Genomic DNA, 13,861 nt, shown 5'->3' with positions numbered 1-13,861 from the left:
CGGAAGCCGCCCCCGGAAGGCCTGCCTCAGGCCGGATCGGCCGGATGCGGCGCCATCGGAAGCAGCGACGCCAGCCGCTGCTCGCACAGCTCGACCAGCCGGTCGTAGGCCTCTTTGCCCATCAGTTCGGTGAGCTCGGGCCGGTACGACACATAGACCGGGTCACCGGCCCCGTGCGCGGACGTCGCCGAGGTGCACCACCAGTGCAGATCGTGACCGCCCGGGCCCCAGCCCCTGCGGTCGTACTCCCCGATGGAGATCTGGAGCACGCGCGTGTCGTCGGGCCGTTCGATCCAGTCGTACGTACGGCGGACCGGCAGCTGCCAGCACACGTCCGGCTTGGTCTCCAGCGGCTCCTTGCCCTCCTTGAGGGCCAGGATGTGCAGGGAACAGCCCATGCCGCCCGCGAACCCGGGGCGGTTCTGGAAGATGCAGGAGCCCTCCCAGCGCCGCGTCTGGCGCTCGCCGTCCTCGTCGACGCCGACCCAGCCGGTCTCGGTGCCGACGTCGTGGAACTGCCACAGCTCCGGAGTGAGCCGTGCCACGTGCCCGGCGACCCGCTTCTCGTCGTCCTCGTCCGAGAAGTGCGCGCCCAGCGTGCAGCAGCCGTCGTCCGCGCGGCCCGCCTGGATTCCCTGGCAGCCGCTGCCGAAGATGCAGGTCCACCTGGACGTCAGCCAGGTCAGGTCACAGCGGAAGACCTGCTCGTCGTCGGCGGGATCGGGGAATTCCACCCAGGCCCGCGCGAAGTCGAGCCCCTTCTCGTCGGGGCCGTCCGGCCCGGTCGCGTCCGGCTGCCGCCTCTCCCGCTCCGTCTTCTGCTGCTTCTTCGTGGCTTTGTCCGGCTTCGCCTTTTTCGTCTTTGGCACGTGCCCAGAGTAAGCCGCAGTAGCGTTCCCGTATGAGACTCGGAGTCCTCGACGTGGGGTCGAACACGGTGCATCTCCTGGTGGTCGACGCGCATCCCGGCGCCCGCCCGCTGCCCGCCCACTCGCACAAGGCGGAATTGCGGCTCGCCGAACTCCTCGACCCGGAGGGGGCGATCGGCCCCGAGGGTGTTGACCGCCTCGTGACGACGGTCACCGAGGCCCTCCAGGCGGCCGAGGACAAGGGCTGCGAGGACGTGCTGGCGTTCGCCACCTCCGCCGTGCGTGAGGCGGGCAACGCGGACCAGGTGCTGGCCCGGGTGCGGGACGAGACCGGTGTCTCCCTCGCCGTCCTCAGCGGCGAGGAGGAGGCCCGGCTTACGTTCCTGGCGGCGCGCCGCTGGTTCGGCTGGTCCGCGGGCAAGCTGCTGGTCCTCGACATCGGCGGCGGTTCGCTGGAGGTCGGTTACGGGCTGGACGAGGAGCCCGACGCCGCCGTCTCGCTGCCGTTCGGCGCCGGCCGGCTCACCGCGGCCTGGCTCCCGGGCGATCCGCCGGACGCCACGGCCGTGAAGGCGCTGCGCCGCCATGTCCGCGCCGGCATCGCCCGTACGGTCGGCGAGTTCACCCGGCTGGGGCCGCCCGACCACGTCGTCGGCACCTCCAAGACCTTCCGGCAGCTCGCCAGGATCGCGGGCGCCGCCCGCTCCGCCGAGGGGCTCTACGTGCAGCGCGTCCTCACCCGCAAGGCCCTGGAGGAGTGGGTGCCGAAGCTGTCGGCGATGACCGTCGAACAGCGGGGAAATCTGCCCGGGGTCACCGAGGGACGCGCCGCTCAGCTCCTGGCGGGCGCGCTCGTCGCCGAGGGCGCGATGGACCTGTTCGGGGTCGAGGAGCTGGAGATCTGCCCCTGGGCGCTGCGCGAGGGAGTCATCCTGCGCCGGCTCGACCACCTGCCGGCGGAGCAGGCCGCCCTGGCCTGAACCCGGCGTGTGCCCCTCATGGGCCTCGTCACTTTCAGCCGGGCTCCCTCGGACTCGCGTACCGCTGCCCGTACGCTGTCCACGTGGCAGAACCAGTGGTGCGCATCCCGGATGCGAAGGTCGCCCTGTCGACGGCTTCCGTCTATCCGGAGTCGACGGCGACGGCCTTCGAGATCGCCGCGCGCCTGGGCTACGACGGTGTCGAGGTCATGGTCTGGACCGACCCCGTCAGCCAGGACATCGAGGCGCTGCAGCGGCTGTCGGACTATCACCAGGTGCCGATCCTGGCCGTGCACGCCCCCTGTCTCCTGATCACCCAGCGGGTCTGGTCCACCGACCCGTGGGTGAAGCTCCAGCGGGCCAGGGCGGCGGCGGAGAAGCTCGGCGCCTCGACGGTGGTGGTCCATCCGCCGTTCCGGTGGCAGCGGAACTACGCCCGGGACTTCGTCTCCGGCATCTGGCGCATGGCGGACGAGACCGACGTGCGCTTCGCGGTGGAGAACATGTACCCGTGGCGCTACCGGGACCGCGAGATGCTCGCGTACGCCCCCGCCTGGGACGTCAGCAACGACGACTACCGGCACTTCACCGTGGACCTCTCGCACACCTCGACCGCGCGCACCGACAGCCTGGCCATGGTGGACCGGATGGGCGACCGGCTCGCCCATGTCCACCTCGCCGACGGCAAGGGCTCCGGCAAGGACGAGCACCTGGTGCCCGGCCGGGGCGACCAGCCGTGCGCGGAACTGCTGGAGCTGCTGGCCCGTACCGGCTTCGACGGCCATGTGGTCATCGAGGTCAACACCCGCCGTGCCATGTCCTCGGCCGAGCGCGAGGCCGATCTCGCGGAGGCGCTCGCCTTCACCCGGCTCCATCTGGCGTCGTCGGCGCGGACGCCCCGCCCGTGACCCCGGGCGCCGACGGCCCGTCGCCCCGGCGCAGGGGCCGCCCCTCCCGTACGGCGGGCGCCACCGGCCCCGACGCCAGGACCCGGATCCTGGAGGCGGCCCGCGAGGAGTTCGCCGAACGCGGCTACGACAAGACGTCGGTCCGGGGCATCGCCAGGGCGGCGGACGTCGACGCGGCCCTGGTCCACCACTACTTCGGTACGAAGGACGAGGTCTTCGCCGCGGCCATCGAGCTCTCCTTCGAGCCCGCGCTCGTCATCCCCACGATCCTGGGCGGCCCGTCGGAGGACCTGGGGGAGCGGCTGGCCCGGTATTTCATCGGCGTATGGGAGAACCCGGTCTCCCGGGCACCGCTCCTGGCGATCCTCCGCTCCGCGCTCACGCACGAGGCGGCGGCGAAGGTGCTGCGCGGCTTCGTGCTGCGCCGCCTGCTGGAGCGGATCGCGGCGGAGCTGGACGTGCCCGACCCGACCTTCCGCGCCGAACTCGCGGCCTCGCACATGATCGGTATCGCGATCCTGCGCTACGTCATCCGGGCGGAGCCCCTGGCATCCACGGACCCGGAGAAGATCATCGCGATGGTGGCCCCCACGCTCCAGCGGTATCTGAGCGAGGGCTGACCCCGGTCCTGCCTGTGTGACGGCTGTGCCGGTCGCATCACAACGATGTCGCGAGTCGGTACCGGCACCGGCCGTGGCCGGATCCGGATGGTTGGCTGTCCGGGATCATGCGGGCCGGACGTACACGGCGTGCACAACGGGCGGGGGAGACGATCATGAACGGGTCGATCAGAGGCGGGCACGGACAGGGCGGGCCGTCGGAGGACGGCAGGGGTGCCACCATGCCGCGCAGACGGCTCCTGCGGCTGGCCGGTGCGGGACTGGGCCTGGCGCTGGCCGGAGCGGTGACGACCGCGTGCGGGCCGGAGAAGGCCGACGCCTCCGGCGGCAACACCGGTGGCCCGGCGCCCGGTGGGAGCGGCAAGGGCGGCGGCGACGCGTTCACGACCCCTCCCGCAGGGACCGCCCCGCGTGCCCTGTGGCAGGAGAAGACCGACGTGGGCACCCTCGGCAACCACGAGGTGCTCGCCGTCGTGGGCGATGTCGTGCTGGTCGCCGGTGACCCCCTGGTGGGCCGGGACCTCGCCACCGGCAAGAAGCTGTGGTCGCTGCCGGGCGCCGCCCAGCCGGGCGCGCGGCTGATCACGAGCGGGGACACGCTCTACCTGGCCAGTGGCGAGTACGACGGCGATCTCGTGGGTCTCGACCCGGCCACGGGCAAGGAGACGTGGCGCAGCCGCCTGGAGGGGCGGTACAACCAGCCGCGGCCGATCGGCGCCGACAGCCGACGGGTGTACGTGATCGCGGGCATCCTGGAGAAGGACCTCAGCTCCCGGACCAATGTGATCGCCGCCATCGACGTCCGCACCGGCAAGGCCGTCTGGAGCGAGAAGCGGGACACCGGGACCGACGAGTCCGGACTCACCTCAGCGGTGCTCGGCGACCGCCTCGTCTACACCGACCTCCGCAAGAACCTGACCGTCCGCGACACCGCGACCGGGCGACAGCTGTGGACGAAGAAGATCAGCAGGGCCAACTTCGAGAGGATCGCCGTCCACGACGGCGCGGTGGTCGTCTCCGACGGGCGTCACCTGCGCTCCTTCGGGGTGGACGACGGCGCCGAGCGCTGGGCACTGGAGACCGAGGAGTTCGACACGTTCAACGGGCCGACCGTCCTCGAAGGCGTGGTTTACGCCTCCGACAGCGCCCACGCCCTGTGGGCCGTCGACCCCGCCACCGGCAGGAAGCTGTGGCACAACGCCGACGACCTGCGCGAGCTCTCGGTCCCGCTCCAGTTCGCCAGGGTGGGGGAGACTCTGTACGGGGCGACGGAGTTCGGCAAGGACGGCGGCGTCCAGGCGTACGGCGCGCGGGACGGCAAGCTCCGCTGGACCTTCGGCGACGGCGCGGGCACGGAGCAGTGGTACGTCGTCTCCGGCGGCAAGCGGCTGGCCGCGCTGCACGCCGAACGCCTCATGGCGCTGCCGGCGGTGTGACGCGAGGGGGCGGGGCCGGCGGGAAGCCCTCGCCGGACCACCCGTTGAGCATCACATCCCGCATTTCGGACGCCTTGTCCAGATCTTGGCACGGGAGGCGTACGCTCGGAGACAGTCTTTTCTGTCGAAGGAGCGAGAGACGATGCCCCAGCTGAGGTCCCGCACTGTCACCCACGGCCGCAACATGGCGGGCGCCCGCGCCCTTATGCGGGCGTCCGGCGTAGCCAGCGAGGACATCGGTAAGCCGATCATCGCGGTCGCCAACTCCTTCACCGAGTTCGTCCCGGGCCACACCCACCTCGCCCCGGTCGGCCGGATCGTCTCCGAGGCGATCAAGGCGGCTGGCGCGGTGCCCCGCGAGTTCAACACGATCGCGGTGGACGACGGCATCGCGATGGGCCACGGCGGCATGCTCTACAGCCTGCCGTCGCGCGACCTCATCGCGGACAGCGTCGAGTACATGGTCGAGGCCCACTGCGCCGACGCCCTGATCTGCATCTCCAACTGCGACAAGATCACCCCCGGGATGCTGATGGCCGCGATGCGCCTCAACATCCCCACGGTGTTCGTCTCCGGCGGTCCGATGGAGGCCGGCAAGGCCACCCTCGTCGACGGCACGGTCCGCAAGCTCGACCTGGTCGACGCGATCTCGGACGCCGTCAACGACAAGATCTCCGACGCGGACATCCTCCGCATCGAGGAGAACGCCTGCCCCACCTGCGGCAGCTGCTCCGGCATGTTCACCGCCAACTCGATGAACTGCCTGACCGAGGCCCTCGGCCTCTCCCTCCCCGGCAACGGCACGGTCCTCGCCACCCACACCGCCCGTAAGGCGCTGTACGAGGAGGCCGGCCGCACGGTCGTCGACATCACCAAGCGCTACTACGAGCAGGACGACGAGACGGTCCTGCCGCGCGCCATCGGCACCCGCGGCGCGTTCGACAACGCCATGGCGCTCGACATCGCCATGGGCGGCTCCACCAACACGATCCTGCACCTGCTCGCCGCGGCGGAGGAGGCCGAGCTGGCCTACGGCCTCGACGACATCAACGAGGTCTCGCGCCGCGTCCCCTGCCTGTCGAAGGTCGCCCCCAACGTAGCCCCCGGTGGCACGTACTACATGGAGGACGTCCATCGGGCGGGCGGTATCCCCGCCCTCCTCGGCGAGCTGCACCGCGCCGGGCTGCTGAACGAGGACGTGCACGCGGTCCACTCCGCGACCCTCGCCGAGTGGATGAAGAACTGGGACATGCGCGGCGGCTCCCCGGCGCCCGAGGCCGTCGAGCTCTGGCACGCCGCCCCGGGTTGCGTCCGCAGCGCCACCGCCTTCTCGCAGTCGGAGCGCTGGGAGACCCTGGACCTGGACGCCGCGGGCGGCTGCATCCGCGACCTCGAGCACGCGTACTCCGTGGACGGCGGCCTGGCGGTCCTCAAGGGCAACCTCGCCGTGGACGGCTGCGTCGTGAAGACGGCGGGCGTCGACGAGTCGATCTGGACCTTCGAGGGACCGGCCGTCGTCTGCGAGTCGCAGGAGGACGCCGTCGACAAGATCCTCCGCAAGGAGATCAAGGACGGCGACGTCGTCGTCATCCGCTACGAGGGCCCGCGCGGCGGCCCCGGCATGCAGGAGATGCTCTACCCGACGTCCTTCCTGAAGGGCCGCGGCCTCGGCAAGACCTGCGCACTCGTCACCGACGGACGGTTCTCCGGCGGCACGTCGGGCCTGTCCATCGGTCACGCCTCGCCCGAGGCGGCATCCGGCGGCACGATCGCGCTGGTCGAGGACGGGGACCGGATCCGGATCGACATCCCGAACCGTTCGATCGAGCTGCTCGTCCCGGACACCGAACTCGCCACCCGCCGCGAGGCACTGAACGGCGTGTACGCGCCGAAGAACCGCGAGCGCAAGGTCTCGGCGGCCCTGCGCGCCTACGCGGCGATGGCCACGAGCGCCGACCGCGGCGCGGTCCGCGACGTCACCAAGCTCGGCTGACCTGCGGGTCCCCCGGCCCCGTCCCTGGTCTCACCAGTGGGCGGGGTCGTCCGCGTCCACGGCGAAGACCGACCCGTCCGGAGCGGTGCCGATGACGCTCCGGCCCAGGACGACGGGGGCGGGCAGGGACGACGCGTGGCTGAGCTTCCCGTCCCGCAGCCGGGGGCGCGTCTGGCCGAGCAGCGTCCCGTGCTCCGTGTCGACGGCGAGCAGCCGGCCGTCGGCGGCGGAGAAGTACAGCCGGCCGCCCGCTCCGAGGACCGGTGCCGAGGTCATCCCGACGGCCGTCTCCAGCCGCCACCGCTCGGCCCGCCCGGCGCCCGGGCGTACGTCGAGAGCCAGCAGGGTCCCGCCGCGCTCGAGGAGCAGGGCCGTGTCCCCGTCCACCACGGTCTCCGGTCCGTTCATCCGGAAGGGCAGCGCGATGCGGGTCGCGCTCCGCAGCACCGGGTCGTAGCGGACGAGCCCGGTGGTCTGCGCCTTCTCGTTCATCGAGGTGAGCAGGAGCGCGCCGTCCGACGTCCCGGCGGGGGTGAGCATCCCGTCCAGCCTGCGCTGCCAGGCCGTCTCGCCGGTCTTCGCCCCGATGGCCGTGACCAGGGTGGTGGACCCCTCCGCAGAGCTCTCGAAGGCGTAAGCGAGGCCGGTCCGTGGATCGTGGAGCGCGTAGCCCGGGCTCACATGGCCCGGGACGGCGCGCCGCCACCGGGATGCGCCGGTCGCGGCGTCGAGTGCCTGGAGCGTCCCGTCCTGGCGGACCGTCAGCAGGGTCCCGCCGGCGGGGAAGGGGGCGTCGAGGTACGCGGAGAGGTCCTTGCGCCAGAGCTGAGTGCCCTCACCGGGTGAGTACGCCCGGACCTCTTCGCCCGCCGCGACGGTGAAGGCCGCGCTCCCGGTCACCGCGCCCGCGGGGCTCGGGCCCCCCTTCGACGCCGTGTCCCGGTGCGACCAGACCGGCCGGCCGTCCGACGGATCCAGCCGGACCGTGCCGTAGCCGGCGGAGACGCAGTACAGCTCCGAGGCTGCCCCCGTGGCGCACGACGGTGTGGAGCCGCCCCGCGACATCAGCGGTGTCTGCCACGGTACGAAGGCCGCCGCGCCCCCCTTCTTCGCGCCGGGCCCCGCCTCCGGCGCCCCGGAGCCGCCCCCGGCCGCCCGCAGGCCTCCGGCCACCAGCACCGCTGCCGCGGCGACGAAAGCGATGCCGTACCGCTTGCGACGGCCCTTCACCGGCTCCGCGCCGGACGGCAGGCCGTCCGCCGCCCGTACGTGCGTCGTGCCCTCGTCCGCCACCACCGACTCGGCGGCCACCGGTCTGCGCTGGACGGGTATGAAGGCGGCCGCCTCGTACGAAGGGGGGTGCAGCGCGGCCATGATCTCGTCCGGGGTGGGGCGCTCACCGGGGTCCTTGGCGAGGCAACGCCCCACCAGCGGCGCGAGATCCGCCGGCACCCCGGCCAGGTCGGCCTCGTCGTGCACCACCTGGTAGGCCACGAGGTACGGGCTGTCCGAGTCGAAGGGCCCCCGCCCCGTCGCCGCGTGGACCAGGACCGCCCCCAGCGCGAACACGTCCGCCGCCGGGCCGACCTCGCGGGGCCGCTGGAACTGCTCGGGCGCCATGTACGGCGGAGAGCCGATCAGCTTGCCCGTCTCCGTGCGGAGATCACTGTCGTACGGCCGGGAGATACCGAAGTCGATGACCTTGGGCCCGGAGTCGGGGAGCAGCACGTTGCTCGGCTTGAGATCCCGGTGGATGACACCGGCGCGGTGGATGTCGCGCAGTGCCTCGGCGAGCCCGGCCGTGAGCCTGCGGAGTTCGGCGGGGCTCATCGGCCCGTTCCGCTTCACCTGCGCGGCGAGCGTCGGGCCGGGGACGTACAGGGTGGCCATCCAGGGCAGCGCTGCCCCAGGATCGGCATCCACCACCGGCGCGGTGAACGCCCCGCTGACCCGCCGGGCGGCCGCGACCTCCTGCCGGAAACGCGCCCTGAACTCCGGGTCCGCGGCGTGCTGGCGGTGCACCACCTTCACCGCCAGCTGCAGCCCGGAGGGAGAGCGCGCCAGGTGTACGACACCCATGCCGCCCGCTCCGAGACATGCTTCGAGCCGGTACTGCCCGGCGTACTCAGGATGCTCCGCTTCCGGATGTGATCCGGTCCCTCGCAGCGGCGGCATCGCCCACCCCCGTGTGTTCGTGCGCAAGCGCGACGCACGGAGCCTAGTCGATGGTGCGTGCGAGGAGCGTGGGGCTTGTTAGCCTGCGCGTCACACGCATCGCTTTCAACGGGGGAGGCCCGCATGGGTGTTGAAGAGAACGCTGTCGCCACAGTCACCACGGACGAGTCGGACGCCGCAGGGGAGGTGACGACGCTCGCCGCGAGCACCGTCGTCTACCCGATCGCTCCCGGCTACCGGGTCAACGTCCGCAGGGGTCCCGGAACGCAGTACGGGATCGTCCGGACGCTGCCGTACGGGATGAGCGTCCCGGTGTACTGCCAGAAGCCGGGGGAGCGGGTGTCCGGTCCGTACGGCACGTCGAACCTCTGGGACAACATCGCCAACGGGCAGTTCGTGTCGGACGCCTACGTCAAGACAGGCAGTGACGGCTACATCGCTCCGCGCTGCGACTGACGGAAGAGACACGCGTCCGGGGATAATCGATTCCGTGAGCGAGAACAGCGAAGCCCCCGGAACGCCCTCGGCCGCGCCTTCGGGCTCCACCGCACCAGGGCCGCAGCCCGAATCCCTCCGCTTCTTCGGTACGACCTGGGTCGGCCACGACGGGGGATACGGGCTGCGGCGCGTGGGCGCCACCCTCGGCTCGCTCGCCGCGGCCGTGGCCGGGTGCTTCGTCCTGCGCTTCGCCTACCAGGGCCTGGAGATCGCGGAGGTCGGCAGCCTCGTCGGCATGCTCGTCGTCCTGATGTTCGCGGTCTGCAGCGCCATCGCCTTCCGCAAGACCTGGGAGGGCTTCACCCGCCGCCCCGCCGACCCGTCCCACGAGGACCGGCTGCGCGGCCTCAAGTCGATCGGTTTCATCGGCTCGCTGCTCGCCTACTTCATCCGCTCGTTCCAGGAGGCGCCGGGCGAGAAGCTGCGGCGCACGGAGTACGAGACGGCACTCGCCCAGTACACGAAGCGCCGCTCCTCCCGGACCGGCAACCCGGCGGCCCGCAAGGGTGGCAAGGGGAAGCGCTCCGGGCGCAGGTAGAGCTGACGCGCTCCACACGTGCGTGCGCCGGAGTGCCTGCACGATGAACGCATGACCGCATCCACGCCCCGCGCCCTTTCCTTCGACAGCGCCGCCGCCCAGTACGCCGCCGCCCGCCCCGGCTATCCGCCCGTACTCCTGGACACGGTCGAGGAGCTGGCCGGCCGCCCCCTCAAGGGCGCCCGCACCGTCGACGTCGGGGCGGGAACGGGCATCGCCACCCGCTTGCTGCACGCCCGGGGTGCCCTGGTCACCGCCGTCGAGCCGGGCCCCGGCATGGCGGGAGAGCTGCGCCGGTCGCTGCCGTCCGTCCCTGTGGTCCGGGGTGACGGCAACCGCCTTCCCCTCGCCACCGCGTCGGCCGACCTGGTCACCTACGCACAGTCCTGGCACTGGACCGACCCGGCCCTGGCCCTCCCCGAAGCGCTCCGAGTGCTGCGTCCCGGGGGCGCGCTGGCGCTCTGGTGGAACGTCGCCGACGACTCCGTCCCCTGGATCGCCGACCAGGACACCCGGCTGCGCCGCCACTTCGGCACGGACGACAGCGCCCACGGCGCACCGGGCGGCGCCGGCTCCCGGAACCTCGGGCAGCTGTCCGGTGGCGAGTTCACGCAGCGGCTCCTGCCCTGGTCCCGGACCGTGCCGGTCGACCTGCACCTCGCCAACCTCGCCAGCCACTCCGCGTTCCTCGTGCGCGGCGCGGCCGAGGAGGCGTCCACCCGCCGGTTCCTGGACGAGGAGCGCAAGCACCTGGCCGCCGTGTTCCCCGACGGTGCGGTCGAGGAGCGTTACGTGGTGGAAGTCGCCCTGCTGATCCGCTGACAGCCCGGTCCGGGCGCGCCGCCTCCCTTGACGCGGCGCCTTCGGCGGGATCAATATTCATCACATGATGAATTCCCGGCGTACCACGGACGCGGGGGCCGTCGAGGCACGTGCCCTCACCGTCGTACGAGGAGCCCGAACCGTCCTGCGCGGCCTCGACTTCACCGTCGAGCCGGGCAGGATCACCGGCCTCCTCGGTCCGTCCGGCTGCGGCAAGTCCACGCTGATGCGGGCCGTCGTCGGCACCCAGGGCAAGGTCACGGGCACACTCGACGTCCTCGGCCGCCCCGCCGGCCACCCCTCCCTGCGGGCCCGCGTCGGCTACGTGACGCAGGCCCCGTCGGTCTACACGGACCTCACCGTGCGGCAGAACCTGGACTACTTCGCGGCCGTGCTCCAGCCGGGCCGCGCCCACCGGACCGACCGCGCGGAAGCCGTCACCCGCGCCATCGGCGACGTCGACCTCACCAGCCACGCCGACGCACTCGCCGGTACCCTCTCCGGCGGTCAGCTCAGCCGCGTCTCCCTCGCCGTCGCGCTCCTCGGCACCCCCGAACTCCTGGTCCTCGACGAGCCGACCGTCGGCCTCGACCCCGTGCTGCGCCGTGATCTGTGGGACCTCTTCCACACCCTCGCCGCCGACCGGGGCACCACGATCCTCGTCTCCTCCCACGTCATGGACGAGGCCGAACGCTGCCACCGGCTGCTGCTCATGCGCGAGGGCGCGATCCTCGCCGACAACACCCCCGACGCCCTCCGCACCCGTACCGGCTCCGCCACCGTCGAAGAGGCCTTTCTCCACCTCGTGGACGAGGCCGCCGCGGACGAGGGCGCCGCCCGCCAGGAGACGACCCGATGAGCACCGACGCCCCCGCGCTCTCCCCGGCCCGCACCCTCGCCACCGCAGGACGCGTCCTGCGCCAGCTCCGCCACGACCCCCGCACCATCGCGCTCCTGCTGGTCGTCCCGGTCCTGATGATCACGCTGCTGCGCTACGTCTTCGACGCGGACGCGGGGACCTTCGACGCCATCGGCGCCTCGCTGCTCGGCATCTTCCCGCTGATCACGATGTTCCTGGTGACCTCGATCGCCACCCTCCGCGAACGCACCTCCGGCACCCTCGAACGCCTCCTCGCCATGCCCCTCGGCAAGGGCGACCTGATCGCCGGATACGCGCTGGCGTTCGGGACCGTCGCCGTCGCCCAGTCGCTCCTGGCCACCGCGATGTCCGTCTGGGTCCTCGGGCTGGACGTCGTCGGGTCCCCCTGGCTGCTGCTCCTGGTCGCCCTGCTCGACGCGCTCCTCGGCACGGCGCTCGGCCTCTTCGTCTCGGCCTTCGCCGCCTCGGAGTTCCAGGCGGTCCAGTTCATGCCCGCCGTGATCTTCCCGCAGCTGCTGCTGTGCGGACTGTTCACACCGCGCGAGCGGATGCACCCCGTCCTGGAGGCCGTCTCCGACGTCCTGCCGATGTCGTACGCCGTCGACGGGATGAACCAGGTCCTCACCCACACCGACATCACCGCCGACTTCTACCGCGACATCCTGATCGTCGCCGGCTGCGCCCTGCTCGTCCTCTGTCTCGGCGCCGCCACCCTCCGCCGCCGCACCGCCTGACGGCGCGGTGCGAGGATGGCGGCCAACGACGAGCACCGCGTACCGCGCGCCGCCACCCGGAGGATGAACCGCATGACCCAGACAGTCGCAGTCCTCGGTACAGGAAAGATCGGCGAGGCCCTGCTGAGCGGCATGATCAGGGCAGGCTGGCCGGTCCGCGACCTGCTGGTGACCGCTCGCCGTGCCGAGCGCGCCGAGAAGCTCCGTACCCGCTACGGCGTCGAGGCGGTCACGAACGCCGAGGCCGCCAAGAACGCCGACATCCTCATCCTCGCGGTCAAGCCCCAGGACATGGGCAGGCTCCTCGACGAGCTCGCCCCGCACGTCACCGCCGACCGGCTCGTCATCAGCGCCGCCGCGGGCATCACGACCGGTTTCATCGAGGACAGCCTCGCCGCCGGCACCCCGGTCGTACGCGTCATGCCGAACACCCCCGTCCTGGTCGACGAGGGCATGTCCGTCATCTCCGCAGGCAGCCACGCCACCGCCGAGCACCTCGACCACGCCGAGGCGATCTTCGGCGGCGTCGGCAAGACGCTCCGGGTCCCTGAGTCGCAGCAGGACGCGGCCACCGCGCTCTCCGGCTCGGGACCCGCGTACTTCTACTTCCTCGTCGAGGCGATGACCGACGCGGGCATCCTGCTCGGCCTGCCCCGCGCCCAGGCCCACGACCTGATCGTCCAGGCCGCCATCGGCGCGGCGGTCATGCTCCGGGACAGCGGCGAACACCCGGTCAAGCTCCGTGAGGCCGTCACCAGCCCGGCCGGCACCACCATCAGCGCCATCCGCGAACTGGAGAACCACGGCGTACGGGCCGCCCTCATCGCCGCGCTCGAAGCGGCCCGGGACCGGAGCCGGGAGCTGGCGACGGGCAACGGCTGACCTGCCGGGCAGGGCGCCCTGCCCGGCAGTGGACGACCGGCTACCTCACAGCGGCCATCAGCTCCTCGCAGCACACCACCCTCGCCGCCCAGAAGCCGTGGGGACGGACCGACCTGCCGGTCCCGGAGGTGGCCCGTCGCGTGGGGTTCGGCAGCGAGATCACGATGCGCCCAGAGGCGGGCAGGACGAGGGTTGACACGTCCTGCCCTGATCCGTAGTGTGCTCCGAGTTGTCCGACGTGAGCGCCGACCCCGGTCGGTCCCCGGACAGCCATTCCGCAGTAACCACTCGAAACGAACGACGTCTGTCGTGCGTTTTTACGTGCACACGTGCGAAATGAGGAATCAGCGTTCGAAGGTGGCCCGATTAGCGTCGGGGCCGGGGATTCCGCTAAAGTCTCACTCGTCGGAACGGCCCAAGGGCCGGGAAGGCAAACCCCGCTGACTGGGAATCAGGCCCGAAAGGATCTGATAGAGTCGGACTCGCCGGAAAGGGAAACGCGAAAGCGAAGAACTGGAAAGCGATT

General features: G+C 71.9%; 13 protein-coding genes and 1 pseudogene. 12 read left to right on the top strand and 2 right to left on the bottom strand.

What is annotated here, in order from left to right; genetic code table 11:
* Positions 1-26: 26 nt before the first annotated feature.
* Complete coding sequence (locus tag ACIQM3_RS36000; RefSeq protein ID WP_401632194.1) at positions 27-869, bottom strand: hypothetical protein; 843 nt, start codon at positions 867-869, stop codon at positions 27-29.
* A 32-nt stretch (positions 870-901) separates the two neighbouring features.
* On the opposite strand from ACIQM3_RS36000, the gene ACIQM3_RS35995 reads away from it, so the two are divergent.
* From ACIQM3_RS35995 to ilvD, 5 genes are all read left to right on the top strand, one after another.
* Positions 902-1,849, top strand: a complete 948-nt coding sequence (locus ACIQM3_RS35995; RefSeq protein ID WP_401632191.1) for a Ppx/GppA family phosphatase — start codon at positions 902-904, stop codon at positions 1,847-1,849.
* Positions 1,850-1,944: 95 nt separating this feature from the next.
* The gene (locus tag ACIQM3_RS35990; RefSeq protein WP_401632393.1) at positions 1,945-2,757 is read left to right on the top strand and encodes a sugar phosphate isomerase/epimerase family protein; all 813 of its coding nucleotides are present in this window, start codon (positions 1,945-1,947) and stop codon (positions 2,755-2,757) included.
* The gene (locus ACIQM3_RS35985) at positions 2,754-3,377 is read left to right on the top strand and encodes a TetR family transcriptional regulator (RefSeq protein ID WP_401632188.1); all 624 of its coding nucleotides are present in this window, start codon (positions 2,754-2,756) and stop codon (positions 3,375-3,377) included. The genes ACIQM3_RS35990 and ACIQM3_RS35985 overlap by 4 nt, the downstream gene beginning before the upstream one ends.
* A 221-nt stretch (positions 3,378-3,598) precedes the next feature.
* Complete coding sequence (locus ACIQM3_RS35980; protein ID WP_401632391.1) at positions 3,599-4,813, top strand: PQQ-binding-like beta-propeller repeat protein; 1,215 nt, start codon at positions 3,599-3,601, stop codon at positions 4,811-4,813.
* 142 nt (positions 4,814-4,955) lie between these two features.
* A complete protein-coding gene (ilvD, locus tag ACIQM3_RS35975; protein ID WP_401632185.1) occupies positions 4,956-6,806 on the top strand; it encodes a dihydroxy-acid dehydratase in 1,851 nt (616 codons plus the stop codon).
* Positions 6,807-6,836: 30 nt separating this feature from the next.
* Here the strand turns inward: ilvD and ACIQM3_RS35970 are convergent, their stop codons facing one another.
* Positions 6,837-8,981 carry a PQQ-binding-like beta-propeller repeat protein gene (locus ACIQM3_RS35970; protein ID WP_401632389.1) on the bottom strand — a complete coding sequence of 715 codons (2,145 nt, stop codon included), beginning with the start codon at positions 8,979-8,981 and terminating at the stop codon, positions 6,837-6,839.
* Positions 8,982-9,104: 123 nt separating this feature from the next.
* On the opposite strand from ACIQM3_RS35970, the gene ACIQM3_RS35965 reads away from it, so the two are divergent.
* The 7 genes and pseudogenes from ACIQM3_RS35965 to ACIQM3_RS35935 form a co-directional block, all read left to right on the top strand.
* A complete protein-coding gene (locus tag ACIQM3_RS35965) occupies positions 9,105-9,437 on the top strand; it encodes an SH3 domain-containing protein (RefSeq protein WP_401632182.1) in 333 nt (110 codons plus the stop codon).
* 34 nt (positions 9,438-9,471) lie between these two features.
* Positions 9,472-10,017, top strand: a complete 546-nt coding sequence (locus ACIQM3_RS35960) for a hypothetical protein (RefSeq protein WP_401632181.1) — start codon at positions 9,472-9,474, stop codon at positions 10,015-10,017.
* Positions 10,018-10,068: 51 nt separating this feature from the next.
* A complete protein-coding gene (locus ACIQM3_RS35955; protein WP_401632178.1) occupies positions 10,069-10,839 on the top strand; it encodes a class I SAM-dependent methyltransferase in 771 nt (256 codons plus the stop codon).
* A 64-nt stretch (positions 10,840-10,903) separates the two neighbouring features.
* The gene (locus tag ACIQM3_RS35950) at positions 10,904-11,698 is read left to right on the top strand and encodes an ABC transporter ATP-binding protein (RefSeq protein ID WP_401632176.1); all 795 of its coding nucleotides are present in this window, start codon (positions 10,904-10,906) and stop codon (positions 11,696-11,698) included.
* Positions 11,695-12,453: an ABC transporter permease gene (locus tag ACIQM3_RS35945; RefSeq protein ID WP_401632175.1), complete on the top strand. Its 759-nt coding sequence runs from the start codon at positions 11,695-11,697 to the stop codon at positions 12,451-12,453. The genes ACIQM3_RS35950 and ACIQM3_RS35945 overlap by 4 nt, the downstream gene beginning before the upstream one ends.
* 63 nt (positions 12,454-12,516) lie before the next feature.
* Entirely contained in the window at positions 12,517-13,335 is an 819-nt protein-coding gene (gene proC / locus ACIQM3_RS35940; protein WP_401632387.1) for a pyrroline-5-carboxylate reductase, read from the top strand.
* An 83-nt stretch (positions 13,336-13,418) separates the two neighbouring features.
* Positions 13,419-13,505 (top strand): annotated as a pseudogene (locus ACIQM3_RS35935) (AraC family transcriptional regulator); the annotation flags it as partial.
* Positions 13,506-13,861 lie beyond the last annotated feature (356 nt).

The organism is Streptomyces sp. NPDC091271 (genome assembly GCF_044757505.1).
Taxonomy (GTDB): domain Bacteria; phylum Actinomycetota; class Actinomycetes; order Streptomycetales; family Streptomycetaceae; genus Streptomyces.
This window is presented reverse-complemented; position numbering and strand designations above follow the sequence as displayed.

Coding starts and splice junctions, on each gene's coding strand:
- ACIQM3_RS35950 (WP_401632176.1), top strand. CDS start 10,904: ATGATGAATTCCCGGCGTACCACGGACGCGGGGGCCGTCGAGGCACGT.
- ACIQM3_RS35970 (WP_401632389.1), bottom strand. CDS start 8,981: ATGCCGCCGCTGCGAGGGACCGGATCACATCCGGAAGCGGAGCATCCT.
- ACIQM3_RS35945 (WP_401632175.1), top strand. CDS start 11,695: ATGAGCACCGACGCCCCCGCGCTCTCCCCGGCCCGCACCCTCGCCACC.
- ilvD (WP_401632185.1), top strand. CDS start 4,956: ATGCCCCAGCTGAGGTCCCGCACTGTCACCCACGGCCGCAACATGGCG.
- proC (WP_401632387.1), top strand. CDS start 12,517: ATGAACCGCATGACCCAGACAGTCGCAGTCCTCGGTACAGGAAAGATC.
- ACIQM3_RS35965 (WP_401632182.1), top strand. CDS start 9,105: ATGGGTGTTGAAGAGAACGCTGTCGCCACAGTCACCACGGACGAGTCG.
- ACIQM3_RS35955 (WP_401632178.1), top strand. CDS start 10,069: ATGACCGCATCCACGCCCCGCGCCCTTTCCTTCGACAGCGCCGCCGCC.
- ACIQM3_RS35995 (WP_401632191.1), top strand. CDS start 902: ATGAGACTCGGAGTCCTCGACGTGGGGTCGAACACGGTGCATCTCCTG.
- ACIQM3_RS35980 (WP_401632391.1), top strand. CDS start 3,599: ATGCCGCGCAGACGGCTCCTGCGGCTGGCCGGTGCGGGACTGGGCCTG.